At 66.3% G+C, this 26,325-nt stretch carries 26 protein-coding genes, 1 tRNA gene and 1 pseudogene; 17 read left to right on the top strand and 11 right to left on the bottom strand.

Going from position 1 to position 26,325, the window contains the following annotated elements:
- The first annotated feature begins 140 nt into the window (after window positions 1-140).
- Both A5686_RS13400 and A5686_RS13395 read left to right on the top strand, forming a co-directional pair.
- Window positions 141-1,241 carry an LpqN/LpqT family lipoprotein gene (locus A5686_RS13400; RefSeq protein WP_067934860.1) on the top strand — a complete coding sequence of 367 codons (1,101 nt, stop codon included), beginning with the start codon at window positions 141-143 and terminating at the stop codon, window positions 1,239-1,241.
- 68 nt (window positions 1,242-1,309) lie between these two features.
- Complete coding sequence (locus A5686_RS13395; protein ID WP_067934822.1) at window positions 1,310-1,651, top strand: hypothetical protein; 342 nt, start codon at window positions 1,310-1,312, stop codon at window positions 1,649-1,651.
- A 19-nt stretch (window positions 1,652-1,670) separates the two neighbouring features.
- On the opposite strand, the gene A5686_RS13390 is transcribed toward A5686_RS13395, so the two are convergent.
- A complete protein-coding gene (locus A5686_RS13390) occupies window positions 1,671-2,279 on the bottom strand; it encodes a YqgE/AlgH family protein (protein WP_156750054.1) in 609 nt (202 codons plus the stop codon).
- An 84-nt stretch (window positions 2,280-2,363) separates the two neighbouring features.
- Here A5686_RS13390 and A5686_RS13385 point away from each other — a divergent pair.
- A pseudogene (locus tag A5686_RS13385) lies at window positions 2,364-3,708 on the top strand (MFS transporter).
- A 50-nt stretch (window positions 3,709-3,758) separates the two neighbouring features.
- Window positions 3,759-4,532 carry a TIGR03084 family metal-binding protein gene (locus tag A5686_RS13380; protein ID WP_067934819.1) on the top strand — a complete coding sequence of 258 codons (774 nt, stop codon included), beginning with the start codon at window positions 3,759-3,761 and terminating at the stop codon, window positions 4,530-4,532.
- A 128-nt stretch (window positions 4,533-4,660) separates the two neighbouring features.
- Here A5686_RS13380 and A5686_RS13375 read toward each other — a convergent pair whose 3' ends face one another.
- The gene (locus A5686_RS13375) at window positions 4,661-4,981 is read right to left on the bottom strand and encodes a DUF2710 family protein (RefSeq protein ID WP_067934813.1); all 321 of its coding nucleotides are present in this window, start codon (window positions 4,979-4,981) and stop codon (window positions 4,661-4,663) included.
- A 72-nt stretch (window positions 4,982-5,053) separates the two neighbouring features.
- A complete protein-coding gene (locus tag A5686_RS13370; protein ID WP_067934812.1) occupies window positions 5,054-6,550 on the bottom strand; it encodes a DUF5631 domain-containing protein in 1,497 nt (498 codons plus the stop codon).
- An 82-nt stretch (window positions 6,551-6,632) separates the two neighbouring features.
- Here A5686_RS13370 and A5686_RS27605 point away from each other — a divergent pair, with 82 nt between their 5' ends.
- Entirely contained in the window at window positions 6,633-6,776 is a 144-nt protein-coding gene (locus A5686_RS27605) for a hypothetical protein (protein WP_197520568.1), read from the top strand.
- A 23-nt stretch (window positions 6,777-6,799) separates the two neighbouring features.
- On the opposite strand, the gene A5686_RS13365 is transcribed toward A5686_RS27605, so the two are convergent.
- From A5686_RS13365 to A5686_RS13340, 6 genes are all read right to left on the bottom strand, one after another.
- Window positions 6,800-7,111, bottom strand: coding sequence for a DUF2694 family protein (locus A5686_RS13365; protein WP_067934810.1), 312 nt, complete (start codon window positions 7,109-7,111; stop codon window positions 6,800-6,802).
- Window positions 7,108-7,425 carry an ESX-1 secretion-associated protein gene (locus A5686_RS13360; RefSeq protein WP_067934809.1) on the bottom strand — a complete coding sequence of 106 codons (318 nt, stop codon included), beginning with the start codon at window positions 7,423-7,425 and terminating at the stop codon, window positions 7,108-7,110. Before A5686_RS13360 ends, A5686_RS13365 begins: the two co-directional genes overlap by 4 nt.
- Before the next feature lie 46 nt (window positions 7,426-7,471).
- On the bottom strand, window positions 7,472-8,929 hold the full coding sequence (locus A5686_RS13355) for a DUF4226 domain-containing protein (RefSeq protein WP_067934807.1): 1,458 nt from the start codon (window positions 8,927-8,929) through the stop codon (window positions 7,472-7,474).
- A 135-nt stretch (window positions 8,930-9,064) separates the two neighbouring features.
- Window positions 9,065-9,427, bottom strand: a complete 363-nt coding sequence (locus tag A5686_RS13350) for a DUF4226 domain-containing protein (RefSeq protein ID WP_067934805.1) — start codon at window positions 9,425-9,427, stop codon at window positions 9,065-9,067.
- Between the two features lie 46 nt (window positions 9,428-9,473).
- Window positions 9,474-10,304, bottom strand: coding sequence for a C40 family peptidase (locus A5686_RS13345; protein ID WP_067934804.1), 831 nt, complete (start codon window positions 10,302-10,304; stop codon window positions 9,474-9,476).
- On the bottom strand, window positions 10,301-11,083 hold the full coding sequence (locus tag A5686_RS13340; RefSeq protein WP_067934802.1) for a helix-turn-helix domain-containing protein: 783 nt from the start codon (window positions 11,081-11,083) through the stop codon (window positions 10,301-10,303). The genes A5686_RS13345 and A5686_RS13340 overlap by 4 nt, the downstream gene beginning before the upstream one ends.
- Before the next feature lie 143 nt (window positions 11,084-11,226).
- Here A5686_RS13340 and A5686_RS13335 point away from each other — a divergent pair, with 143 nt between their 5' ends.
- The 5 genes from A5686_RS13335 to A5686_RS13315 all read left to right on the top strand — a co-directional run bounded on the left by A5686_RS13335 (window position 11,227) and on the right by A5686_RS13315 (window position 15,182).
- Window positions 11,227-11,643, top strand: coding sequence for a WhiB family transcriptional regulator (locus tag A5686_RS13335; protein ID WP_067934800.1), 417 nt, complete (start codon window positions 11,227-11,229; stop codon window positions 11,641-11,643).
- A gap of 92 nt (window positions 11,644-11,735) precedes the next feature.
- Window positions 11,736-13,118, top strand: a complete 1,383-nt coding sequence (locus A5686_RS13330; protein WP_067934798.1) for an acyl-CoA dehydrogenase family protein — start codon at window positions 11,736-11,738, stop codon at window positions 13,116-13,118.
- A 61-nt stretch (window positions 13,119-13,179) separates the two neighbouring features.
- On the top strand, window positions 13,180-14,175 hold the full coding sequence (locus tag A5686_RS13325; protein WP_067934796.1) for a pirin family protein: 996 nt from the start codon (window positions 13,180-13,182) through the stop codon (window positions 14,173-14,175).
- A complete protein-coding gene (locus tag A5686_RS13320; protein ID WP_067934795.1) occupies window positions 14,162-14,491 on the top strand; it encodes a GNAT family N-acetyltransferase in 330 nt (109 codons plus the stop codon). Before A5686_RS13325 ends, A5686_RS13320 begins: the two co-directional genes overlap by 14 nt.
- A 193-nt stretch (window positions 14,492-14,684) precedes the next feature.
- Window positions 14,685-15,182 carry a DinB family protein gene (locus tag A5686_RS13315; protein WP_082947626.1) on the top strand — a complete coding sequence of 166 codons (498 nt, stop codon included), beginning with the start codon at window positions 14,685-14,687 and terminating at the stop codon, window positions 15,180-15,182.
- Window positions 15,183-15,451: 269 nt separating this feature from the next.
- On the opposite strand, the gene A5686_RS13310 is transcribed toward A5686_RS13315, so the two are convergent.
- A tRNA-Leu gene (locus A5686_RS13310) sits at window positions 15,452-15,534 on the bottom strand.
- Window positions 15,535-15,787: 253 nt separating this feature from the next.
- On the opposite strand from A5686_RS13310, the gene A5686_RS13305 reads away from it, so the two are divergent.
- The 7 genes from A5686_RS13305 (at window position 15,788) to pknB (ending at window position 25,621) form a co-directional block, all read left to right on the top strand.
- Window positions 15,788-17,434 carry a DUF3662 and FHA domain-containing protein gene (locus tag A5686_RS13305; protein ID WP_067934793.1) on the top strand — a complete coding sequence of 549 codons (1,647 nt, stop codon included), beginning with the start codon at window positions 15,788-15,790 and terminating at the stop codon, window positions 17,432-17,434.
- A 123-nt stretch (window positions 17,435-17,557) separates the two neighbouring features.
- Window positions 17,558-18,025, top strand: a complete 468-nt coding sequence (locus A5686_RS13300; RefSeq protein WP_067934792.1) for an FHA domain-containing protein — start codon at window positions 17,558-17,560, stop codon at window positions 18,023-18,025.
- A gap of 52 nt (window positions 18,026-18,077) precedes the next feature.
- A complete protein-coding gene (locus A5686_RS13295; RefSeq protein WP_067934856.1) occupies window positions 18,078-19,586 on the top strand; it encodes a PP2C family serine/threonine-protein phosphatase in 1,509 nt (502 codons plus the stop codon).
- Window positions 19,583-20,989, top strand: a complete 1,407-nt coding sequence (locus tag A5686_RS13290; protein WP_067934790.1) for an FtsW/RodA/SpoVE family cell cycle protein — start codon at window positions 19,583-19,585, stop codon at window positions 20,987-20,989. The genes A5686_RS13295 and A5686_RS13290 overlap by 4 nt, the downstream gene beginning before the upstream one ends.
- Window positions 20,986-22,464, top strand: coding sequence for a D,D-transpeptidase PbpA (pbpA, locus tag A5686_RS13285; protein ID WP_067934789.1), 1,479 nt, complete (start codon window positions 20,986-20,988; stop codon window positions 22,462-22,464). Before A5686_RS13290 ends, pbpA begins: the two co-directional genes overlap by 4 nt.
- Window positions 22,461-23,744: a serine/threonine-protein kinase gene (locus A5686_RS13280; RefSeq protein ID WP_067934787.1), complete on the top strand. Its 1,284-nt coding sequence runs from the start codon at window positions 22,461-22,463 to the stop codon at window positions 23,742-23,744. Before pbpA ends, A5686_RS13280 begins: the two co-directional genes overlap by 4 nt.
- Window positions 23,741-25,621: a Stk1 family PASTA domain-containing Ser/Thr kinase gene (pknB, locus tag A5686_RS13275; protein WP_067934786.1), complete on the top strand. Its 1,881-nt coding sequence runs from the start codon at window positions 23,741-23,743 to the stop codon at window positions 25,619-25,621. Before A5686_RS13280 ends, pknB begins: the two co-directional genes overlap by 4 nt.
- Here the strand turns inward: pknB and A5686_RS13270 are convergent.
- A complete protein-coding gene (locus A5686_RS13270; RefSeq protein ID WP_067934784.1) occupies window positions 25,599-26,285 on the bottom strand; it encodes an aminodeoxychorismate/anthranilate synthase component II in 687 nt (228 codons plus the stop codon). The two genes, pknB and A5686_RS13270, sit on opposite strands and share 23 nt — an antisense overlap.
- Between the last annotated feature and the right edge of the window lie 40 nt (window positions 26,286-26,325).

The following is a 26,325-nucleotide window of genomic DNA, read 5'->3' as shown; positions in this document are numbered from 1 at the left end:
GGTTGGTCTCGGTTCCGTTGCGCGCCGATCAGAGGTTCATCCCAGGTGTGTTTCGGCCCTGTGCACGCCTTTGACCTCTAGTTACAGTCAGCCACTATCGACGGCTTCTGGTAGAAGAGCCTTTGGAAGGACCGACGCAGATGATTGAGATCGTCCCCGTCCGCCGGGCACTGCTCGGCGGACTGGTCGCAGGCCTGATGGGCCTGGCGGTTGTTGCGGGCGGCACGGCATCGGCAGACCCGTTGCCTCCGGTACCGGCGCCCGTCCCCACGGTTCCCGCGCAGGCACCGCCGAACCTCGGACCCGAGCTGGTGCCGCCGAGCAGATATCTCGCGGCTCCGCCGGCCGGCAACCAGACCGCCCCGCAGGCGACCGCCACAGCCCCCGGAACCACGGCACCGGCTACTGCCGGCCCAGCGGTTCCGGTTCCGGCGTCCTCTGGAACGATCCACGAATTCCTGCAGTCGAAGGGCGTGAAGCTCGAGGCGCAAAAGCCGCAGGGCTTCACTGCTCTCGACATCACCTTGCCGATGCCCCCGCGCTGGACCCAGGTACCCGATCCCAACGTGCCCGATGCGTTCGCGGTCATCGCCGACCGGCATGGCAGCAGTATCTACTCATCGAATGCGCAAGTCGTGGTCTACAAACTGGTCGGCGCCTTCGATCCGAAAGAGGCCATCACCCACGGCTACATCGACAGCCAGAAGCTGTTTGCCTGGCAGCCCACCAACGCCTCGATGGCCGATTTCAACGGCTTCCCGTCGTCGATCATTGAGGGCACCTACCGCGACGGCGACTTGACGCTCAACACCTCGCGGCGCCATGTCATCGCCACGTCGGGACACGACAAGTACCTCGTGTCGCTGGCGGTGACCACCGATCGCGCGGTGAGCGTCGCCGACGCACCGGCCACCGACGCCATCATCAACGGATTCCGCGTGAGCGTCCCCGGCGCGGCTGCCCCGGCACCGGCCCAGGTTCCCGCCACCTCTCCGGTTGGGCTGCCCAATCAGGCTCCCGCCGCCGCACCGGGCGCACCGGTACCGGCCGTGGCTCCAGTCGCGCCTGCCGCCCCGGCACCCGGCACGGCTCCACTGGTGCCGCTCGCCCAGACGTCACCCCCGGCGCCCGTCGGGCTCCCCGCGCAGCCGCCGATGACAAATCCGCAGCGCACACCCAGCCTGCTGGCCATGGTGCCGGGACTGCCCCCGCTACCGAATTTCTCGTTCCTCCAGCACTAGCGGACGGCGGCACCGGCACCCGCCGAGCCGGGTGTGCGGGCCGGCGACCCGGCTCGTATTGTGAGCCCATGCTGATTGCGGGCGTGCTGTGCATGTGTGCTGCGGTGGCCTCGGCGGGGTTCGGCACCTGGACGCTCGCGCATAACCGGAGTTTCGGCGCCACCGCATTGGCGCTGCGCGCGATGGCGCCGACACAGTTGGCCGCCGCCGTGATGCTGGCAGCCGGTGGCGCGGTGGCCGTGGCCGCGGCTCCAGACACCGCGCTGGTCGTGCTCGTCGTCTGTGTGGTAGGGGCGCTGGGTACGTTGGCCGCGGGCTCGTGGCAGAGTGCGCGTTTCGTGCTGCGCCAGGAAGCGGCGGCACCCACCTGCGTCGGCAGCTGCGCCGGCTGCATACAGTCGTGCCACTGATTGAATTGGGGGAGTGGCCCTAGTTTCGGCTGATGTCGATGGGGTGGGTGGCCAGCAGCGAAAGCGGCAGCGGCTGACGCCGCAAAACCTGGCCCCACAGGTCGGACCTCGGTCCCACCAGCACGTCGGATGGTAAGGCGGACAACACGATCCAATCGTCGCGTTCGATCTCGCCCTCCAGCTGACCGATAGTCCAGCCTGAGTACCCCGCGAAGATCCGGACCCCTTCGACCAGAGGCGCGATGCCGTCGGGGTCGGCGTCCAGATCGACCATGACCACCCGGCCGTCCACGTGCCGCAGGCCCGGCGCGTCCTGGGGATCGGCGCCCACCCGCAGCGTGGCCAGGCACAGCGCCGCGTCACGCTTCACCGGTCCGCCGATGAACATGGTCTTCGGCTTGGCCGACAACTTGGTCCACTGGGGCAACACGTTGTACACCGCGGTGTCGCTGGCGCGGTTCAGGACGACGCCCAGCGTGCCGCCGTCGTTGTGCTCGACGATGTAGATCACGCTGCGGCGAAACGTGGGCTCGAGAAGGTCGGTATTGGCGAGCAGCAAAGTGCCCGCGCGCACCCGTTGCGCGGCGGGTGCGACGTAGTCCTCTGGATCCTCCGGCGGCGGCACCACACCATCATCGCATCCGGCGCATCGTGGCCCGGGGCAATCCGAACCGTGGGCCCTGGAGATTTGTACTGTTGTTGGACGGCTCTGATCGCGCGAGCCTTATCAGCCCCAATCGTGGAAGTCGGTTTCGGTGATCCCAACTCGGATGCAGTCCAGCGCACCCGTCGAAGTCTGGCGGTCGGTGCGCGTTTTGCCAGACTTCTGGCGGCTGCTGCAGGTGCGCATCGCGAGCCAATTCGGTGACGGTTTGTTCCAGGCGGCGCTTGCCGGGGCTTTGCTGTTCAGCCCCGATCGGGCCGCCGACCCTCTTTCCATAGCGCGCGCCTTCACGGTTCTGTTCTTGCCGTACTCGCTTTTGGGCCCGTTCGCCGGCGCCCTGATGGACCGTTGGGATCGGCGGCTGGTGCTCGTCGGCGCCAACGTGGGCCGGCTGGTCCTCTTCGCCGCGATCGGCACCATCCTGGCGGTCCGGGCCGGCGATGTGCCGCTACTGCTGGGCGCCCTGTTGGCCAACGGTTTGGCGCGGTTCGTCGGGTCCGGGCTGTCGGCGTCGCTGCCGCATGTGGTGCCGCGCGAGCAGGTGGTGACGATGAACTCGGTCGCCACGGCATCCGGGGCCATCGCGGCGTTCGTCGGCGCAAATTTCATGCTGGTGCCACGATTCATCTTGGGCGCCAGCGACAAGGGCGCCTCGGCAATCGTGTTCATCACAACGATCCCCGTGTCCATCGCGTTGCTGTTGTCCTGGCGCTTCGGTTCGCGGGTGCTGGGCCCCGACGACACCCGGCGTGCGATCCACGGGCCCGTCGTCTACGCGGTGATCACCGGCTGGCTGCACGGAGCACGCACGGTGGCGCAGCGGCCCACGGTCGCCGCCACCCTGTCCGGCTTGGCCGCGCACCGCATGGTCGTCGGCATCAACTCGCTGTTGGTCTTGTTGCTGGTCCATCACATGCCCAACCTCAAGGGTGGGGGGTTCGGCACCGCCCTCCTGTTCTTCGGCGCCGCGGGCCTCGGCGCCTTTTTGGCCAACGTTCTCACCCCGCCCGCGGTCCGCCGCTGGGGGCGGTACGCGACGGCGAACGGCGCGTTGGCGACGTCGGCGATCATCGAGGTCGCCGGCGCCGAACTGCTCGTCCCGGTCATGGTCGCGTGCGGCTTCCTGCTCGGGATTACCGGGCAGGTGGTCAAGCTCTGCGCCGACACCGCAATTCAGATGGATGTCGATGACGCACTTCGCGGGCACGTGTTCGCCGTACAGGACGCGCTGTTCTGGGTCGCGTTCATCGTCTCGATCACGGTGGCCGGCATCTTGATTCCCGACGACGGGCACGCGCCCACCTTCGCGCTGTTCGGATCCGTGCTTTACCTGATGGGCCTGGTCGTGCACAGCATCATCGGTCGCGGCGGCGACGCAACGAGCGATCGTTAAGGTACAGACGTGAGTTGTGCGATGGCCGCAGCCGACAGCCGGGAGTGCCGATGACCGGTCCCGCGCCCATGGTCGACGATCTGCGCGCCGAGAGCGACACCCTCGACGCACTGGTCTCACCGTTGTCGCCGGACCGCTGGGCCGACCCGACGCCCGCGCCCGGCTGGACCATCGCCCACCAGATCGGCCACCTGCTGTGGACCGATCGGGTCGCTCTGATCGCCATTACCGACGAGGCCGGGTTCGCCGAGGTGTTGGAACGCGCGGCCGCTGACCCGGCAGGTTTCGTGGACAAAGGCGCCGACGAGCTGGCGGCGCTGGCGCCGGCCGATCTACTGGCCGACTGGCGGCTCACCCGGGGACGATTACACGATGCACTGCTCACGGTGCAGTCCGGTCGCAAACTCCCATGGTTCGGCCCGCCGATGAGCGCGGCCTCGATGGCCACCGCGCGCCTGATGGAGACGTGGGCGCACGGCGTCGATGTCGCCGACGCTCTGGGCGTCACGCGACACGCGACCGAACGGCTGCGGTCGATCGCTCACCTCGGGGTACGGACCCGCGATTTCGCCTTCGCCATCAACAATTTGGTGCCGCCGGCAGAGCCCTTCTTCGTCGAACTGCGTGGTCCCGGCGGCGACACGTGGACCTGGGGGCCGCCCGATGCCGAGCAGCGGGTCAGTGGGTCCGCGCAGGATTTCTGTTTCCTTGTCACCCAACGGCGACCGCTGAGCGCCCTCGACATCACCGCCCATGGCGCCGACGCCCAGCGCTGGTTGCAGATCGCTCAAGCCTTCGCCGGGCCTCCCGGCGCCGGTCGATGAGCACGCGAAGCGCGCGAAGAGAGCCGGAGCCCATCAGCACACGCGCCGGTCGATGAGCACGCGAAGCGCGCGAAGAGAGCCGGAGCCCATCAGCACACGCGCCGGTCGATGAGCACGCGAAGCGCGCGTCAGTGCAGTGGGCCGCCGTAACTCGCCCGGTTCTCGGCCTCAGCCTCCTCGCGCAGCGCGGTAATCGCGAGGTTCAGTCTCTCGGCCAGCTCGACGTGGCCGTATCCGGTCATCACCCCGGGATGCAAAGTCAATTTCAGCAGCCGGCCGTCGGAATTCGCAACGGCGTAAATGTCGCCCAGGTCGACGCTGTAGGTAACGGCTTCCGCCTGCGCCACAAGGGCTTCCCACTTGTCGGCCGCCTCGCTCAGATCCCGAAGAACCGATTCGACGAGATCCTTCTCGCTGAGATTCGCGCGACTGCCCGAATCCGCCACCATGACAGTATCGTCGACCCCTCCGACCAGCGTCAATTCATATGCGAGCAGGCTTTCGGCCTACCTGCCGGCAGCTCACCCGGCAAGCTTTTGGTACCACGCGAGGTGGTAGTTAGCGGACACGGCGTCTCCGCTGGCGATGCCCTCGGTGGCGGCCATCAACAGGCACTTGAGCAGGAGCCCGGGATTGACGTTCGGATACTGAACGAGGAGCTGGTAACGCGCGGTATCGAGATGGACCCGCAGCACGTCGACCTCCTGGTCGACGACAACCGTTCCCGTGGCGGCGGCTTCGGCCAACCTCGGCGCGATCTTGGGTAGATCGTCACGACCGCGCGTGGCCGCACTCAACACGCTCGCCAGGTCATCGATGGCGGGCAGCGTGCGCGGCTCCATCGACGATCTGGTCGCGGTGAAGTCGACCGAGCGGTGCAAAGAATCGCCGGGGGCGTATGTGACGACGCGCGCCGTTTCGCCGATCAGTGCGGCGACCCTACCGCTGCGACGCTCGGGTTCCAACAATCGCACGCCCGCCGGAAGGGTGATGCCTGAAGGTATCCACCCGTGAGCGAGATCGGTGACCAGTACGGTCGTGCCGTCGCCACGATCTCCGATAGCCCAATTGAGGCGCGGCTCCTGCCGAACCACGAACTCGAGCAACCGGTTCAGCCGCTCACTATCGAGACTCGTTGCAAATCTGCGTTTTTCGTCGCCAGGCTGGGCAGTCGTGGCGGATGGTCTGCCGCTTCCCGCAACGGCAGGCGTGGCGGCGGTGGCGGTTGGATCGACAACCCGTTCCTGGCGGACCACCTGCGGCTCCGCCATACCGGTGACCGCCTCGTCGACGACCGCGTGGTGGCGGCCGGAGTCGGCCTGATCCGGTGCCGGCTCGGGCGCTGGCTGCACCGGCACCGGTGAATCAGGCTCGTCCCTGACCACCGGGATAACTTGCGTCTCGCCGAGATGTGACACATCGGCGGTGCGGTCGGCATGTGCCCGCTGACTGGGTGCCTGCGGCGTACCGGGGTCGGCGACAAGTTCGATCGCAGACTCGCGACGACGCCTTCCTTCCGGCCGTGGGGTTGCCTCAGGGTCAAGCCGCATGGGCGGCTCGGCGACGGGCTTGGCCTCGCGGATCGCAGGCAGTACCTGCGTTCTTTCCAGATCCGCGCCGTGCGGCTCGAGCCTCGGTGGGGGAGTAACGGGAGCTTGGGCTCCGCTTCGCATGGCATGCAGATAGCGCATCGTCGACTCGACTCGGCGCACCGCACGGGCGCGGGCCTCGTCGATGACTCGCGCCTCTGCCGCCTGGCGGGAGGCGTCGGTCATTCCCGATCGCTTGAGCAACTTCAGTTCGTCGTTGGCGGCGTGAGAAATCCGCTGCAGGTCAGCTTTGAGATGCTCAGCGAGAGTAGCGGTTTCGGCTGTGACCGTCGACAGTTCGGCAGGCCACAATCCGCCTGTCACCCACGGGGTGCAGTCGATAGGGGAGCTGAAAGCCGGCATCGCCAGCGATTCCCGGGTAGCTCTCCGGAGGCGCTGACGCGCCGACATCCGACCGAAGACCGCCACCGGCTAAGCGTACCGGGGCCCGGCCGGCGACCTTTGCGGTCGGTGAATTGTGCGGTCGCAAGGCCCTCGGTAGCGTAAGGACATGGCTGATTCTGCACTGGAGCAGCAACTCGATGAGGTGCGCGCCTTCCTCGCTCGCGCGCGAGAGTTGTTCGGCCCCAATCCGGTAGAACCGCCAACCGGTATCGCTCCCGATCCAAGCGTGGCTCAGCCACGGTTACGCTAGGCCAGCGTGCGCCTGATCGCTCTCTAGATTGCGCCACTACGGCGACGCAGTTTGTGGGACAGCAACTTTTCGATGGCCGCATCAAGGTCTCGGGGGGTTGGGACCGCCGCGGAGGGTGTGTGCCCGGCAGCGACGATCTCGTCGCGGATTTCCAGCAAAGCTTTGAGGCATGACACGTCGGCGGTCAGGAGAATGCCGTGCGCCAATGCCTCAGCGTCGGTTTCCATCGCCTCCTCGCTCAGGGTGACGCTGTGCATATAGCCGCCCCGGCAGGAGCGGACAAGAATGTGTCCGCTCGGATGAACAGTGTCGAAAGCGGGATTCGCGTCGGTCATCGACCGCGGTCGACGATGTCGTCGAACTTCCCTGCCGCCTCCTGCTCGTGCTGTTCCCACATCGTCGCCGAGGCGTTCAGTTTGTCGGCCAGATCAGCGTGGTCGGCAGCCTGCTGTTCATAACACTGGCGTCGAAGTTCCAGCAGCTCACGGCCTGCGTCGCGCAGCTCACTGAAGACCGGTCCGAGCGAATCGAGGCTGTCTTGGATCGCCGCGTGCGACGACGGGACGGTACGCAGGTACTCGGAGATGTCCTGGTGGTCTGCGGCAGCCTGACGTAGGTGCGCAGGCACTACATGAATCGAATCTGCCATCCGCTATCTCCTGTTGACGACCGCCGGTTGCGCCGGCGAGTTTTGGTCAGGTGGTCGACGAGGTCGCCGGCCGGGTAGGTGTCGGTGGGTCAGGCTTGGCCGGCGTCGTTACTGCCGCATGCGACGACGGCGGATGCTCCCAGCCTAGGAAGCTCGGTCCGCTCACGGTGGCGATGTGTTGAATTTGGCCATCGAGAAGCGCCTTTCCGGGGCCAAGGGCGAGCGCATGCCGATCGGTGAGCATCCCGATATCGCCGGGCGAAACCTGCGGGGCATCGATAGGGCTCGGGACTGCGGTTCCCGGTGGGGGAATGGTGATTCCCTGCTGCTGGAAGGCCTCCGCTATCGGAGTGCCGCCGAGGGCGGCCGTGATCACCGCTGCCAGCGCTGGGCTACCCGCGGTGACTGTTTCCCCATCGGGCAAGGTCACCGGTGTCGGACCCGCCGGCGGCTCCTCGGATGCCGTGCCTTCCTCGGCGTCGGTCCCGTCGCCTGGCTCGTTCGAGGCTCCCCGCGAGCTCGGATCCTGGGTTCGCTCGTCGGGCACCTCCTCGTCGGCCAGATCGCCCAGAGCCGGATCGGTCCTGTCACCATCCCCCAGCCGGGAGAGCGGCAGTCCGCCGGGCCCTTCCCAACCGGCCATCGATGCGGGTAGAGAACCGAGCCCCGGCAGTGACCCCCCACCAAAGTTAGGCACGGCGGACGCCATCGGCTGTTGCGGTATGGCCGGCATCGCGGCGACGCCCGCCGTCTCCGGTCCTGACACATCGCCGGGGACGCCACCATCGTCGGCCAGCAACGAGTCCAGTAGCGGATCCCATTCGGCGTCGAGATCGTCGGTCGGGCCGCCCCCGGGCGCATCACCAACCGGCGCCGCGGCTCCCGGGCGTCCGCCCGGGGCATTCGGTTCACCTTTGGAGGCGTCGTACAGCGACGTCCAGGCGGCCATCAGTGCCGACTTCGACGTGTCGTCCAGGCTGGCATTCAGGACGACCTCCCGAATGTCTCGGAGCTTGCCGATAAGAAACCGCTGGAAGTCACGCGCCCCGGCCGGGGTGTCCAGATCCGACCGGGTCCGTACCGCGGCTTCGGTGTCGTGTTGCAACCTGACGAGGGCTTGGCTGCCGTCAACCGCATGCAGGTGCGCGTTCAAGATGGCCGAGATTACCTGCAGGTCCAGTTGCGAGCTCGCCGAGTTCTGTTGTGCCAGAGCCGCTTCGGCATGGGCGATGGCATCGGCCGCATCGCCCGACTCTCGGTCCGGCGATGCCGCGGCTTCGGCGAACGGCCGCACGGGCGCGTTCGCCGTCGTTCCCGCGCCGAGCACGCCGGCTTGTTGTTGGCGGATCTTGCGCAGGATTGCCTCGATCTGTTCGGAACGCGTGGTCGGGCTGAGCGCGGCAGTCACTTCGGCCGGCGTCAATCCTGTCTGCCACGCGTTCGGATCGCCGGTGCGATCTCTTACGGATTCGAGCGCGGCGAGCAGGTCGTCATAGGCCGACATCAGCCAGGCAAGCGGCGTCGCAGCCTGCTCGGACGCTGCTGCGGGAAACGGCGCGGCCCCTTCATGTTCGGCGACAGTACTCAGCGGCAGAGTTGTCGACAATTCACTGTGTTGCACGGTGTGGACTAGTTCTGGCTAGCCGCTATCGGCGGCATATTGAGCCCGAAGGCTCTGCAACACAGCGGTTTTCGCCCGGCTGATTTCGCGCGCTTCGGCAATGACCGAAGCGATCTCGCGTTGCTTGGCCATCAAAAACTTTCGAAATTCGCGCGCACCCATCGGGGTATCGAGGGCGAGGTCCGCCTGGTTCACGGTCGCTCGGTCGATCTGCTCGGCGATGGAGTCGAGTCGCCTGACACTTTCGCGCGCCGCGTCGTGAACGCTGGTCAGCACCTCGCTCAGCGCCCGATCGGCTTCGGTCGCGGTGCCGTGCTGGCTCGCCAGCGCCGACCGCCGCGCCTCGACGGCCTCTAACGAGGGGCCGGGTTGTTCCGGCATCGGCTCACCCCCATTCGTTGTGCCCGTATACCGGGCCCTCTGCTGGTCATATCGGTCGGCGGATCGCAACGTTGCTGCCCAGTCGGCTTATTCGCACCGAGGCACCCGAGTAGGGGGCTTCTACAACCAGGTTGTTCCCGATGGCCAGCTGCACATGGCCGGCGTGCGGAAACACCAGATCACCAGGCCGCACTTGGGCACGAGATATTGGGATGCCGTCGTTGATCTGCTGATATGTGGTGCGATCCAGGTGAATACCGGCCTGCGCGTAACTCCACTGCACCAGCCCCGAACAATCGAACCGGTCGGGTCCGGTCGCTCCCCAGACATAGGGTCGGCCCAGTCGAGACAATGCGGCGCGCACCGCCAGCCCGGCGCGGTCATTTGTCAGCCCGCGCAGTCCCGACATCCCGAGCCGACGGTCGCGCCGGAGCCGATAACGCAAGGCCAGCAGTTCGGCGTGGCGGCGCCGCGCATGCGCGCGTGCCGACACGACGTGCGCCCGCTGGGCCCGCAGGCGAGTCACGCGGCGACGCATCGCTTCCCGCTGGGCCAATGGTGTCGCCGGCGTATCGGCATCCGCGCGGGCCGCGTCCAGCACGCTTCGGGTCCGGTCGCTTGCCTGTGCGCGATCGCGGTGGGCGCCGGCAACGACGTCGGTGGCCGCCGCGTCGGTGTCGGCCGCCGCGGCGAGGCGTTCCCGACCGTGGTCCACCGCGAGTTGGTAACCGCCGCGCGCCATCCTGTCGCTCAGTCTGGCAGCCCGGTGCAACACATTGCGGTAATGCGCGGTGTCCGCGTTCAACGACGACCGCTGGGCGCTGCCCGCGAAGAGTTGATGGGCCCGGCTCAACGCCTCGACTTCGGATTCACTCACGATGCCCCCTCGTCGTCCCGGCTTGCATCTTTTTCGTCCGACTCGACCGCCTCGGTGAAGGCACGAACCCGCGGCAGCGCACCCGGTGCGATCACGCCCCGATTGCGGATATCCCACATCTCGTCGACATCGACGCCGACCAGGGCGGCAATGATGGTCTCCGGCAGCGACGACCTTGCGCATGCCCGGTCGAAACGGGCGCTCAAGGTGGAGGGCATCCGCTTCAACAGCGCCGCACGCGTCGCCTCCAAAGCTTGAACATGTTCCATCAACCGACCGGTCGAGTCGGCACCGGCGTTCACGGCAACCCGCCACGAGCTGGCGGCGAGCATCTCGGCCTTCACGCACTGCGCAATCACAGACAGAATATACGTCTCATATTCGTTTGATGTTGTCGCAGGCAATCGATCGATGACGGATTTGAGCGCATCGAGCTGCGCTTCGGCGTAGCCTTCCAGCACCTCGGTGTCGCTATGACGGTCCACCACCACCGGTCCGCTGCGCCGCGCGGGCGTGGGCGCCGGCGGCCGCGCGGACATCAGGCGCGCCAATTCGGCGTCCGGATCGGCGGCCACCAACAGCCGCGAGTAGGTGCCCGGGGGCAGGCCGAGGCCGTTTTCAAGCTTCTGGACTGTGCTTTTGTGCGGTTTCCGGGCACCACGCTCAATGAAACTGAGCCCCATGATGCTGACACCGGTCGCGGCGGCGAGGTCGGCTAGTGACCAATCGCGTGATTCACGTAGCGCGCGGATAGCCGCACCGGCCGATTCACGGGTCACCGCACGCTCCGGCCATGAGCCGGATATTACACAGCAGGCGGCTCCCGCATCTGGATATACGCTTTTGTCACGTTTCTCTTGTGCGCAGGCGCTTCTTCTGTATACGCTTCCATCTACGTTTCACGCTCAACAAGGAGACCGACATGGGACACCCCTGCGCAGCCAATCCGGAACTTTGGTTCGGCTACCCCGACGACGACGGTGGAGACGGCGCCGCGAAGGCGCGCGCATACGAGCGGTCGGCCACCGAAGCACGGATCCAGTGCCTGCGCCGCTGCCCGCTGGCGCAACAGCGCCGCTGCGCCGCGCATGCCATCGCACACCACGAGGAGTACGGCGTCTGGGCCGGGGTGAAGCTGCCGGGCGGTCAATACCGTAAGCGTGACCAGCTCGCGCACGCACACGATGTCCTGCGGCGCATTGCCGCGGGGGAGATCAACGCCCGGCAACTGCCCGAGAACGCGGCGCTGCTGGCACGTCATGAACACCAGTCGGTCGCGGTGGCCGCGGTCGTTCTGCATCTGCCGCTGGGGCAAGTCAAACCCCGTTCGGCCGCCTGACATTTCGTCGAAAGGTGCGCTGGCAGTTTGCCGAGCCGATCAACGGGGTAGTCGGGGTCGGCAGGAACAGTCTGTCGACCTAGAGGCGCCCCATGACGTTCGACCTGACCCCGACGGCGGCCCAACACGACCTTGCGCGGCGTACGCACGAGTTCGCCGAATCCGTAATACGCCCAGTAGCGCTCGACTACGACCAACGACAGGAATTTCCCTGGGCAGTGCTCGAAGAGGCGGCCCAGCGCGGTTTCTACAGTCCGCTCTTTTACCGCGATCTGATCGGTGATCCGACCGGCATCTCGTTGCCCATGTTCATGGAGGAGCTGTTCTGGGGCTGCGCGGGCATCGGCTTGGCCATCGTCATGCCGGCGTTGGCGTTGTCGGCAATCGGCCAGGCCGCCTCACCCGAACAGATGCTGGAATGGGCGCCCGAATGTTTCGGCACACCAGGAGATCTCAAACTCGCTGCGCTGGCCATCTCCGAACCCGAAGGCGGCAGCGATGTGCGTAACCTGCGCACCCACGCGCGCCGCGACGGCGACGACTGGATCATCGACGGCCATAAGATGTGGATCGGCAATGGCGGCATCGCCAACGTGCACGTGGTCAACGCGGTGGTCGACGAGGAGCTCGGCCATCGCGGTCAGGCACTGTTCGTAGTGCCGGGCGGCACCCCTGGGCTGAAGCTGGTGCGGAAACTGGACAAACTGGGCTGCCGGGCGTCTCATACCGCCGAGTTGCTCTTCGAAGGTGTGCGCGTTCCGGCCGCCAACTTGCTTGGCGGAGAAGAGAAACTCGAGCACAAGCTCGCCAAGGCCAGGGAAGTCGTAGCCGGCGGAAAACGCTCCGGTTCTGCGACGTTGGGCACCTTCGAGCAGACCCGACCCATGGTCGCCGCCCAAGCCATCGGCATCGCCCGCGCCGCGCTCGAGTACGCCACCGCGTACGCCACCGAGCGTGAGGCTTTCGGTGGCCCCATCATCGACAACCAGGGCATCGCATTCCCGCTGGCGGAACTGGCGACCCAGATCGACGCCGCTCGGCTGCTCACGTGGCGCGCGTCGTGGATGGCGGCAAATAACGTTCCCTTCGAACGGGGCGAGGGTTCGATGTCGAAGATGGCCGCCAGCGAAGTCGCGGTCAGGGCCACCGAACGTGCGATCCAAACCATGGGCGGCTGGGGATACATCACTGATCATCCGGTTGAGAAATGGTATCGAGATGCCAAGCTGTACACCATCTTTGAAGGAACAAGCGAGATTCAGCGGATGGTCATCTCCAACGCGCTAGGCGCCGCCGTCGGTACTCCGCCGCTGCATGTGGTGCTGGAGCCGACCGGCGGGCCGCTCAACCGGGTATTCGGGCGGGGAACCCCGCTGCGAAGTCGCCTCGCCGACAACGCCCTGTCTATCAAGGATCGCGTGCCCGAGCCCGTCATGAGCCTTGCCATGAAGGTGCTGCGGCCCCCACGAAAGTAAGCGCGCCGGGTACGGTCGCGGACGAAGGCGCTGCAGGCGGCTTCGCGACGGAGGGGGGACGATGAGCAATCTTGAAGCCGCCCCAGCCGAAGTCGCCTGCGCTGCTTCACCACAGGCGGGCGACTCGCCGACGGTGGAAGTGCTGCGTCCGCGGGAGGTTCCGTTAGGCGGCCCGAGGGCGATCCGGGTGCAACGCACCCTTCCACAGCGCCAGCGATCGCTCGTCGGCGCCTGGTGTTTCATCGACCATTACGGCCCGGTCGCCGCGAGAATGGACGTCGCGCCGCACCCCCACACGGGACTACAAACCGTCAGTTGGTTGTTTAGTGGCGAGGTGGAGCACCGTGACAGCGCGGGCGTACACGCGGCCATCCGGCCCGGCGAGCTGAATCTGATGACTGCGGGCGCCGGTATCTGCCATTCGGAAGTCTCGGTCGATTCGGGCGCCCCGCTGCACGGCGTCCAGCTTTGGGTCGCGTTGCCCGCATCCGATCGCGACTCAGGGCGAGACTTCGCCCACTACGCGCCCGCGCCCCTGTCCCTGCCGGGCGCGCACGCTCGCGTCTTTCTCGGCGAGCTGGCCGGCAGCCGATCGCCGGTGCCGACGTTCACACCCTTGCTGGGTGCCCAGATAGACCTTGAGCCGGGGGCCACCCTCGAGATCGACGTGGACCCGAACTTCGAGCATGGGGTGTTGTGTGATTCCGGGACCATACACGTGGGCGGGACGGCCCTGGCGCTGGCTGACTTGGCATACCAAAGGCCCGGCCAGGACCGGCTGCGGTTGCATAACGCGGGGGAGGGACCCGCGCGGGTGCTGCTGCTCGGTGGCACACCGTTCACCGATGAGGTGGTGATGTGGTGGAACTTCGTGGGACGAAGCCACGAGGACATCGTCAACTACCGCCGATTGTGGGAGGACGCCGATGACCGATTCGGCGCTGTCCAGGGATACCGGGGAGCGCTCGACCGGCTTCCCGCCCCGCCGCTGCCGACCACTCGGCTGCGGCCCAGGCCTACACCGCAAAGAAAGGGAAACACAGATGACAACCGATAAGACCGGCGCGGAAGCCACGGTCACCCTCGAGGACGGCAAGTACACGATCGCCGTCGACGGCAGGTCGGTGGGGCTGGCCGATTTCGCCGACCGCGGCGATCAGCGCGTCTTCTACCACACAGAAATCGATCCGGACTATGGCGGACGTGGGCTGGCGACCATCCTGGTCGAGGAGGCGCTCAACGAGGCGCGGGACGATGGCAAGCGCATCGTTCCGGTGTGCTCGATGATTGGCACGGTGCTCAAGAAGCATCCCGAATTCGATGACATCACCGACCCGGTCACTCCCGAGATCACGCAGTGGGTGCGCTCGTAGGTCACCTATGTCGACCAGCGGCGTAGCATCCGCGCTCCCTCCAGGTGGGGCGATGCGCAACGGCCAGTCTGCCACCGCCGTTCCTGGTTAGCTATATCGCCACGGCCACAACAACTTTGAAGTCTGTTCCATCAGCCTCCTGTGTCGCACCTTTAATACGAACACCAAAGGTGCGATCTGGAATGATGATCTGGTGACTGGCCCCTGCGCCGAATGCGGTTTCACCTATGACCCGCGGCAGGCCACAACCGTCGGAGACGACATCCGCGCCGCGGCCACCCATATTGGCGCGCTGCTGTGTAGTAACGGCGGGGCCGTCCGGCTGCGGGTGCGGCCCGACGTGTGGTCCCCGCTGCAGTACGCATGCCATGCACGCGATGTGCTGCTCGTCCAACGTGAACGAGTGCTCGCGGCGCGTCGAGTCGATGGCGCCGATTGCGTGTCCATGGGACGCGAGGAGCGCGCCGAACACGACGGCTACAACGATCAGGACCCCGTGCGGGTCGCTCGCCAACTGGCCGATGCCGCAACGATGTTCACCAATGTGCTGGCGCGGCTCTCCGCGGACGACTGGGCCCGCACGGTTGTCTATCACTACCCCGAGACCAGTGTGCGGTCGCTGCGGTGGGTCGCGGTACACACCGCACACGAACTGCAGCACCACCTTCTCGACATTCGCCGTCAATTATGACAACCCGGCCGGGGCGCAGCCGGCATCATCGCTGACCCGCGGCGTCATGGAGGTATGGGGCCGAGCCTTCGCACGCATTCCGGATCCGCGGTTCCGCTTGAAGCGCATTCGTTCGCGACCCGGTCACGCGCCGCCCTTCCAGCCCGGCGCGGTCGTCGAGGGCTACGAGACCTATCGCCGCGCCGATAGGGGTGGGGCGAAAGCATCCTTCACGAACGCAAAGCCACGACCTCTTTCGAGGCCGTGACCTTTTGTAGAACCGCTCAGTGTGGGCGAAGGGGGACTTGAACCCCCACGTCCCGAAGGACACTGGCACCTGAAGCCAGCGCGTCTGCCATTCCGCCACTCGCCCGGAAAAACAACCGATGGACCATATCACTCTAATGGCTTGATTCCCGAACCGGCGAAGTGGGATCCGAAGCCGTACCGCACCTCGCGGTCTCCAGTGCGCACGGCTCTGAACTGCGCCGATGCGGTTCTCACGATTTCGAAAGTGCCGCAGCGACACGATGTCCCGATACGATGCGGGAGTGATCCAGCGCCGTGGTGATTCGTTTGCCGTCCAGCGGCAATACGTAATGGCAAGTGCACACGAACGGTAGGACATGAATAGCCAACGGGGGCTGGTCGCGCGCATCGAGCGCAAACTCGAGGCGACGGTAGACAACGCCTTCGCCCGGGTATTCGGTGGAGCGATCGTTCCGCAGGAGGTGGAAGCTCTGTTATGCCGCGAGGCGCGTGACGGGGTGCAGAAACTTCAGGGAAATCGCCTTTTGGCCCCCAACGAATACATCATTACGCTCGGTATGCACGACTTCGAGAAGGTGAGCGCCGATTCAAATCTCACGTCGAGCGCTTTCGCGAGGTACTTGGCCGACTACATCCACGAACAGGGGTGGCAAACGTATGGTGAGGTGGTCGTTCGGTTCGAACAGTCGTCGGACCTGCGCACCGGCCAGTACCGCGCCCGCGGTGCTGTCAACCCTGATGTCCAGCCCCGCCCGACGGTCGACGACCCCGTCCGGCCACAATCAAAGAACGCGTTCGGCGAAGAACGAGGAGTGGCACCAATGACTGACAATTCTGGCTACCGCGGGGGTCAGGGGCCGGGCCGATCCGGCGACGAGTATTACGACGACCGCTACGGGCGTCCGCAGGACGACGCGCGCGGTGGTCCAGACCCGCAGGGAGCACCCGACCAGCAGGGCGGATATCCACCCGAGCAGCACGGCTACCCACCTCAGCAGGGCTACCCGCCGCCTCCCCGCCAGCCCGAGCAGGGCGGCTACCCGGAACAAAGCGGTTACCCCGAGCAGGGGCACGGCGGTGGCTACCCGCCGCAACAGGGCTACCCGGAACAAGCCGGCTACCCCGAGCAGCGCGGCTACCCCGACCAACAGGGCCAGGGCGGTTACGCGCCCCAACAGGGCTACCAAGAACAGCGCGGCTACCCCGAGCAGGGACAGGGCGGCTATCCGCAGTCGTATGAGCAACGTCCGCCCGCGCCCGGCGGCTACGGCGGGCAAGGCTACGACCAGGGATACCGCCAAGGCGGCGGCTACGCTCCCCCTCCCGGCGGTCAGCAGGGCTACGGCGGATACGGCGACTACGGTCGCGGCCCGGCCCGTCAGGACGAGGGCGGCTACGCCCCGCCCGAACAACGACCCGGGTACCCCGAGCACGGTGGTGGGTACGACCAGGGCTACCCACAAGGCGGCGGGTACGGCCGCCAGGACTATGGCTCCGCCGAGTACACCCAATACGCCGAGCACGCGCAGGGCGGGCCGTACGGCGGTCAAGCCGGCGGTTATCCCGAGACCGCCAGCCCCGAGTATGACTACGGCCAGCAGGCGGAGTACGGACAGCAACCGGAATACGGACAGGCGGCTGACTACGGCCAGCCCGCCGACTACGGACAACAGGCTGGTTACGGCGGCTACGGCCAGGGCGGCTACGGCGCCGGTGGAACCACGATCACCCTTCAGCTCGACGACGGCAGCGGCCGCACCTACCAACTGCGCGAGGGCTCCAACATCGTGGGCCGCGGACAAGACGCCCAGTTCCGGTTGCCTGACACCGGTGTGTCCCGGCGTCACCTCGAGATCCGCTGGGACGGACAGGTCGCGCTGCTGTCGGATCTGAACTCGACCAACGGCACCACGGTGAACAACGCACCGATCCAGGAGTGGCAGCTGGCCGACGGCGACGTGATCCGCTTGGGCCACTCCGAGATCATCGTCCGGATCCACTAAGCCACCGGGCTTAAGCTGCCGTGCTTCGCCCCGTGTCATCCGCCGTCCAAGTATCGTGACGTAGCCGATGTGCTCGGAGTCACGGGCGCCAGGGATGCGACGCTAGGACGGAAAGGACGCCAGATGCAGGGACTGGTACTGCAGCTGACGCGCGCCGGCTTTCTGATGCTGCTGTGGGTATTCATCTGGTCCGTGCTGCGGATCCTTCGGACCGACATCTACGCGCCCACCGGTGCTGTCATGGTGCGTCGCGGTTTGGCGCTGCGCAGCACGCTGCTGCCGTCACGCCAGCGCCGGCATGCGGCCCGCTATCTGGTAGTCACCGAAGGCGCGCTGGCAGGCGGACGTATCACGCTGAGCGGACAGCCGGTATTGATCGGAAGAGCTGACGACTCCACGCTGGTGCTCACCGACGATTACGCCTCGACGCGGCACGCCCGGCTGACTCAGCGCGGCTCGGAGTGGTACGTCGAGGATCTAGGATCGACCAACGGTACTTACCTTGACAGGGCGAAGGTGACGACTGCGGTACGAGTTCCAATCGGAACGCCGATTCGAATCGGCAAAACGGCGATTGAGTTGCGTCCGTGACCCGAGCCTACGACTATGCTGCCGGCGCAGCCGGGATCGAGGAGTGGCGCCCGTGACCTTGGTCCTGCGATATGCCGCGCGAAGCGATCGCGGCCTGGTACGCGCCAACAACGAAGACTCCGTCTACGCCGGCGCACGACTGCTCGCGCTGGCCGACGGCATGGGCGGTCACGCCGCCGGCGAGGTGGCATCCCAACTGGTGATCGCTGCGCTGGCACACCTGGATGACGACGAGCCGGGCGGCGATCTGCTGGCCAAGCTCGACAACGCGGTCCGCTCCGGCAACGCGGCCATCGCCGCCCAAGTGGAGGCCGAGCCCGAACTCGAGGGGATGGGCACCACCCTTACCGCGATCCTGTTCGCGGGTGACCGCATCGGGCTGGTGCACATCGGCGACTCGCGCGGCTACTTGTTGCGCGACGGAGAACTGACTCAGATCACCAAAGACGACACTTTTGTTCAGACTTTGGTCGATGAGGGCCGGATCACCCGGGAAGAGGCGCACAGCCACCCGCAGCGGTCGTTGATCATGCGGGCCCTCACGGGTCACGAGGTCGAGCCGACGTTGACCATGCGCGAGGCGCGGGCCGGGGACCGCTATCTGCTGTGCTCCGACGGGTTATCGGATCCGGTGAGCGACGAGACCATCCTGGAGGCACTGCAGATACCCGACGTCGCCGAGGCTGCCTACCGCCTGATCGAATTGGCGTTGCGTGGCGGGGGCCCGGACAACGTGACCGTGGTGGTCGCCGATGTAGTCGACTACGACTACGGGCAAACCCAGCCGATCCTTGCCGGTGCGGTGTCGGGCGACGAGGATCAAATGACCCTGCCCAATACCTCCGCCGGGCGTGCTTCCGCGATTCGTCCCCGCGATGAGTCTGCCAAACGCGTTGCGCCGCAACCAGAAGCACCGCATCGCCCGCGCTGGCCACGGTGGAAGATGCTCGCCGCCGTCGGCCTGGCGGTGCTCCTGGTGTTCGCTGGCCTCGGCGTCGGATACTGGGTCATTCAACGCAACTACTACGTCGCCGAATACGACGGCCGCGTTTCCATCGTCCGCGGGATCCAGGGCACCCTGCTGGGCATCCCGTTGCAGCAGCCCTATCTGGTGGGATGCCTCAACACCCGCAACGAGCTTTCCCTGGTCGGTTACCGGCAATCCGGTGCCCACACCAACTGCCAGGTGATGACGCTGCAAGATCTGCGCCGCCCGGGACAAGTCCAAGTTCAAACCGGACTACCCGGTGGCAGCCTGGACCAGGCCGAGTCGCAGCTTCGGCAGCTGTTGGCCGAATATCTATTGCCGATCTGTCCGGCGCCGCGCGCCACCTCTCCGCCCGGCTCACCGGGCACCCGCAGCGGAACACCAGAATCCGGCACCACAGCATCACCCGCACCACCAACCACCAGCTCCCCGAGCGCCAGCCCCGCACCGAGCACGAGCGCCAACGGCCCCGCGAATTCCGCACCGGCAGGTCCGACGACCACGTCGCAGCCAGTGACCACGCTTCCCGGGCCGCCACCTGAACCAGGCATCGATTGCCGTACGGTGGCATGACCACACAGCTTCAGCCGCCGGTCGCGGTCACACCCCCGTTGCCTACCCGGCGCAATGCCGAGTTGTTGCTACTCGGATTCGCCGCACTGATCACCGTCGCCGCGCTGCTCATAGTCGAAGCCAACCAAGCGCGCGATCTGCATTGGACTGCCATCAGCTACGGGCTGGTGTTTCTTGTCGTCTTCGGGTCGGCGCACGTGGCCATCAGGCGTTTTGCGCCCTATACCGATCCGCTGCTGCTGCCGATCGTGGCGCTGCTCAACGGTCTTGGCCTGGTGATGATTCACCGGTTGGATCTGGTCACCAATCAGCTCAGCGGCCGGCACCACCCCAGCGCGACCCAGCAGATGCTGTGGACCCTGATCGGCGTTGTGACCTTTTCTTTGGTGGTCACGTTCTTGAAAGACCATCGGCAGCTTGCGCGCTACGGCTACATATGCGGACTGGTCGGTTTGGTGTTGTTGGTGATCCCGGCCCTGCTGCCGGCGTCGCTGTCCGAGCAGAACGGCGCCAAGATCTGGATCCGCTTGCCCGGCTTCTCAATTCAGCCCGCCGAGTTCTCCAAGATTTTGTTGCTGATCTTCTTTTCCGCGGTGCTGATCGCCAAGCGCGGCCTGTTCACCAGCGTGGGCAAGCATTTCATGGGGTTGACGCTGCCCCGGCCTCGAGACCTCGCGCCCCTACTGGCAGCGTGGGTGATCTCGGTCGGGGTGATGGCCTTCGAAAAGGACCTTGGCACTTCGCTATTGCTCTACACGTCATTTCTGGTGGTGGTCTACCTCGCCACCCAACGCTTCAGTTGGGTGGGAATCGGCCTCGTGCTATTCGCCGCGGGAAGTGTTGTCGCGTATTACATTTTCGCCCACGTGCGGGTGCGAGTGCAGATGTGGTGGGACCCGTTCTCCGACCCCGACGGCAGCGGCTACCAAGTCGTCCAGTCGCTCTTCAGCTTTGCCACCGGCGGGATCTTCGGGACCGGCCTGGGCAACGGTCAGCCCGATACCGTGCCCGCCGCCTCGACCGATTTCATCATCGCCGCGTTCGGCGAAGAGCTCGGATTGGTGGGCCTGGCCAGCATCTTGATGCTTTACACCATCGTCATCGTGCGGGGTCTGCGCACGGCGATCGCGACCCGCGACAGCTTCGGCAAGCTGCTGGCCGCGGGCCTGGCGTCGACGCTGGCCCTTCAGCTGTTCATCGTTGTCGGCGGGGTAACCCAGCTGATTCCGCTGACGGGGCTGACGACCCCGTGGATGTCCTACGGTGGCTCGTCCTTGCTGGCGAACTACGTGCTGCTGGCCATACTGGCGCGCATTTCGCACAGCGCCCGTCGTCCCCTGCGCACCCGGGCCCGCAAACCCTCGATCGCGGCGGCCAGCACCGAGGTGATCGAGAAAGTATGAACGCCTCTCTGCGCCGGATCTCGGTGACCGTGATGGCGTTGATCGTGCTGCTGTTGATCAACGCCACGATGACGCAGGTCTTCGCCGCGGACTCGCTGCGTGCCGACCCACGCAACCAGCGGGTTCTGCTCGACGAGTATTCACGTCAGCGCGGCCAGATTGTGGCGGGCGGCCAGCTGTTGGCTTATTCGGTTGCCACCGACAACCGCTATCGCTTTCTGCGCGTCTACCCCAACCCGGCGGAGTACGCGCCTGTGACCGGCTTTTATTCGTTGCGGTATTCCAGCACCGGTCTGGAACGTGCCGAGGACCCGCTGTTGAACGGTTCCGACGAGCGGCTGTTCGGCCGCCGGCTCGCGGACTTCTTCACCGGTCGCGACCCGCGCGGCGCCAATGTCGACACCACAATCAAGCCGCGGGTCCAGCGGGCCGCGTGGGACGCGATGCAACAGGACTGCGGCGGTCCGCCGTGCAAGGGCGCCGTCGTGGCCCTGGAACCGTCGACCGGCAAGATCTTGGCGATGGTGTCCTCGCCGTCCTATGACGCCAACCTGCTGTCGTCGCACGATCCCGAAGTCCAGGCGCAGGCGTGGCAGAAGTTGCGTGACGACCCCAACAATCCGCTGACCAACCGCGCGATTTCTGAGACATACCCGCCGGGGTCGACGTTCAAGGTGATCACGACGGCGGCCGCCCTGCAGGCCGGTGCCTCGGACACCCAGCAGCTGACCGCCGCCCCCTCGATTCCGCTGCCCAACAGCACCGCAACGTTGGAGAACTACGGTGGGGAGTCGTGTGGAAACGAGCCGACGGTGTCTTTGCGGCAGGCGTTCGCCCTGTCGTGCAACACCGCATTCGTCCAGCTCGGGATCCTCACCGGCTCCGATGCGCTGCGCAACATGGCGCGCTCGTTCGGGCTGGACAGCACGCCGAGCGTCATCCCGCTGCAGGTCGCAGAGTCGACCGTGGGGATCATTCCCGACGCCGCGGCGCTGGGGATGTCCAGCATCGGCCAAAAGGACGTCGCCCTGACGCCCTTGCAAAACGCCGAAATCGCCGCGACCATCGCGAACGATGGGGTGACGATGCAGCCGTACCTTGTCGACAGCCTCAAGGGGCCCGACCTGACGACGATCAGCACCACTGCACCCTATGAGCAGCGGCGCGCCGTGTCGCCGCAGGTCGCCGCTAAGCTGAGAGAGCTGATGGTCGGCGCCGAGAAGGTCGCACAACAGAAAGGGGCCATTCCCGGCGTGCAGATCGCATCGAAGACTGGTACCGCAGAGCATGGCAGCGATCCGCGGCACACACCGCCGCACGCCTGGTACATCGCTTTCGCACCCGCGCAGACCCCGAAGGTCGCCGTGGCGGTGTTGGTAGAGAATGGCGCCAACCGCCTGTCCGCGACGGGGGGTGCACTCGCCGCGCCGATCGGACGGGCCGTCATCCAGGCCGCGCTACAGGGAGGACCATGAGCCCGCGAGTTGGTGTGACGCTGTCCGGCAGATACCGTCTACAGCGCCTGATCGCCACCGGCGGCATGGGTCAGGTGTGGGAGGCGGTAGACAGCCGGCTGGGCCGGCGCGTCGCGGTCAAGGTGCTCAAGCAGGAGTTCTCTCAAGACCCCGAGTTCATCGAGCGGTTCCGTGCCGAAGCGCGTACCACCGCGATGCTCAACCACCCTGGCATCGCGGCCGTCCACGACTACGGTGAAAGCCAGCTGGACGGGGAGGGCCGGACTGCCTATCTGGTGATGGAGCTGGTCAACGGCGAGCCGCTGAACTCGGTTCTCAAGCGAACCGGCCGGCTGTCGCTGCGGCACGCACTGGACATGCTTGAGCAGACGGGTCGTGCGCTGCAGGTAGCGCACGCCGCCGGACTGGTGCACCGCGACGTCAAACCCGGCAACATCCTGATCACCCCGACTGGTCAGGTGAAGATCACCGACTTCGGTATCGCCAAGGCCGTCGACGCCGCGCCGGTGACCCAGACGGGGATGGTGATGGGCACGGCCCAATACATCGCACCCGAACAGGCCCTGGGTCACGACGCCACCCCGTCGAGCGATGTGTACTCGCTGGGGGTCGTTGGTTACGAGGTTGTATGTGGCAAGCGGCCGTTCACCGGTGATGGTGCCCTGACGGTGGCGATGAAGCACATCAAAGAACCGCCGCCGCCCCTGCCCGCAGAACTGCCGCCCAATGTGCGCGAACTCATCGAGATCACGCTGGTGAAGAACCCGGCGATGCGGTACCGCAGCGGTGGACCGTTCGCCGACGCGGTGGCGGCGGTGCGGGCCGGCCGTCGTCCGCCACGCCCGAGCCAGTCACCGCCGCCGGGCCGCGCATCGCCGGCAGCCATTCCGTCCAGTCCGACGACCCGCGCCGCCGCGGTGTCTCCGAGCCGAAGCTCCGCCGCACGCCGGTCGCGGCCGGCCACCGGCGGCCACCGCCCGCCCCCGGCCCGTCGTACCTTCTCCTCGGGTCAGCGCGCGTTGTTGTGGGCAGCCGGTGTGCTCGGAGCGCTGGCGATCATCATTGCGGTGCTGATCGTCATCAACTCGCGGGCGGATCAGCAGCAACAGCCACCGACGGTGACCGACACCGGGACACCGCCCGCCTCGGCGCCGCCGCCGAGCGCCACTCCGGGCGGTGCCGGAGCCCGACCCGAAATGCGGTTGAAATGGCCGGATGACGGGACAATAGGGATCTCCGGCTTTCGCACTGTGCCGGCTCGACACGGAACACCGCAATGACCACGCCGCAGCACCTGTCCGACCGCTATGAACTGGGCGAAATCCTCGGCTTCGGGGGGATGTCCGAGGTTCATCTGGCCCGCGACGTCCGTTTGCATCGCGATGTCGCGGTCAAGGTGCTGCGCGCGGATCTGGCCCGCGATCCCAGTTTCTACCTCCGCTTCCGGCGTGAGGCGCAAAATGCCGCCGCATTGAATCACCCGTCGATCGTCGCCGTCTATGACACTGGCGAGGCCGAGACTCCCACCGGGCCGCTGCCCTACATCGTCATGGAATACGTCGACGGCGTCACCCTGCGCGACATCGTGCACACGGACGGCCCCCTGCCACCGCGCCGAGCCATCGAGATCATCGCCGACGCGTGCCAGGCGCTGAACTTCAGCCACCAGAACGGCATCATCCATCGAGACGTCAAACCGGCCAACATCATGATCAGCACCACCAACGCGGTCAAGGTGATGGACTTCGGTATCGCCCGCGCGATCGCCGACAGCGGCAACAGCGTCACCCAGACCGCCGCGGTGATCGGAACCGCACAATATCTCTCCCCCGAGCAGGCTCGTGGTGATGCCGTCGATGCACGTTCCGATGTGTATTCATTGGGCTGCGTTCTGTACGAGATCCTCACGGGCGAACCACCTTTCACCGGTGACTCGCCAGTAGCCGTTGCCTACCAACATGTTCGGGAAGACCCGGTCCCCCCGTCCCAGCGGCACGAAGGCATCTCCGCCGACCTCGACGCGGTGGTGCTCAAGGCGCTGGCCAAGAATCCAGACAACCGTTATCAGACCGCGGCGGAAATGCGTGCCGATCTGATTCGGGTGCACAACGGCGAGAAACCGGAGGCACCCAAGGTACTCACGGACGCCGACCGGAGTTCGCTGCTGTCGTCCAACGCCGGTAGCTCCGGCCCGTCGCGTACCGACCCGCTGCCACGTCAGGTCCTCGCCGACGCCGGCGAGGACCGCAGCGTCGGTTCGGTCGGCCGCTGGATCGTCGCCGTGGCCGCGCTTGCGGTCCTGACGATCGTTGTTGTCATTGCCTTCAACACGTTCGGGGGTAGTGCCCGGGACGTGCAGGTGCCCGACGTGCGCGGGCAGGTGTCCGCCGATGCCATTGCGGCGCTGCAGAATCGTGGCTTCAAGACCCGCACCCTGCAGAAGCCGGATTCGGCGATCCCACCCGACCACGTCATCAGTACCGACCCGGGCGCCAACGCGTCGGTCAATGCGGGCGACGAGATCACCATCAACGTCTCCACCGGACCCGAACAGCGGGAGGTGCCCGACGTTTCCTCACTGAGCTACTCCGATGCGGTCAGCAAGCTGAAGGCTGCGGGCTTCAGTAAGTTCAAGCAGGCCAACTCCCCGTCGACCCCGGAACTGCTGGGCAAGGTGATCGGCACGAATCCACCGGCCAACCAGACGTCGGCGATCACAAACGTCGTCACCCTCATCGTCGGCTCTGGCCCAGAGACCAAGCAGGTTCCCGATGTCGCGGGCCAAACCGTCGACATCGCGCAGAAGAATCTGACGGTTTACGGCTTTAGCAAGGTCACCCAGGTGCAGGTGGACAGCACCCGACCGGCCGGTGAGGTGATCGGAACCAACCCATCCAAGGGACAGGTGGTTCCGGTGGACTCGGTGATCGAGCTGCAAGTGTCCAAGGGCAATCAGTTCGTCATGCCCGACCTGTCCGGCATGTTCTGGACCGACGCCGAACCACGGCTACGCGCGCTGGGCTGGACGGGAATCCTGGACAAGGGTGCCGACGTCGACGCCGGCGGCTCCCAATCCCATCGGGTGGTCTATCAGAATCCGCCGGCGGGCTCCGGGGTCAACCGGGACGGCATCATCACGCTGAAGTTCGGTCAGTAGCCGACGGCTCGGCCGGGAAGTACGGCCGCACGGCGGCGTGCACGTCATTCTCGAGGCGCCGCACCAACGTGTCGTTGCGCTCCCACCCGCAATCGGCGAGCCAGTTCGCCAGCATTCGATGGCCGCCCTCGGTCAGGATCGACTCGGGGTGGAACTGCACACCGTGAATCGGCAATTCGGTGTGCCGCACACCCATGATCACGCCGGTTTGGGTCTGAGCCGTGACCTCAAGCACCGGGGGCAGCGACTCGGGCAGGATCGTCAGCGAATGATAACGCGTCGCCGTGAATGGATCCGGAAGTCCTTGCAGCACACCGACATTAGTGTGGTGGACGCTGCTGGTTTTGCCGTGCAGCAGTTCTGGTGCGCGGTCAACGGTCGCACCGAACGCGACGCCGATGGCCTGATGCCCCAGGCAGACCCCGAGCAGCGGGGTCCGCGCGGCGGCACACGCCCGAACCATCGGGATCGACGCGCCCGCGCGCTCCGGGGTGCCCGGGCCCGGACTGAGCAGCACCCCGTCGAAGCGACCGGCGACTGCGGCCTCGTCGGAGAGCCGGGTGTCGTCATTGCGCCAGACCTCGGCGTCCATGCCCAGCTGCCCGAGGTACTGCACCAGGTTGAACACGAAGCTGTCGTAGTTGTCGACGACCAGGATCCGCACCGTGCCAGGTTACCGTCCCACGGCGATCGCGATCCTGGTC

It is taken from the genome of Mycobacterium sp. E2479 (genome assembly GCF_001667925.1).
GTDB lineage: Bacteria > Actinomycetota > Actinomycetes > Mycobacteriales > Mycobacteriaceae > Mycobacterium.
The sequence above is the reverse complement of the archived record's forward strand: the minus strand, read 5'-3'. Positions and strand labels throughout refer to the sequence as shown.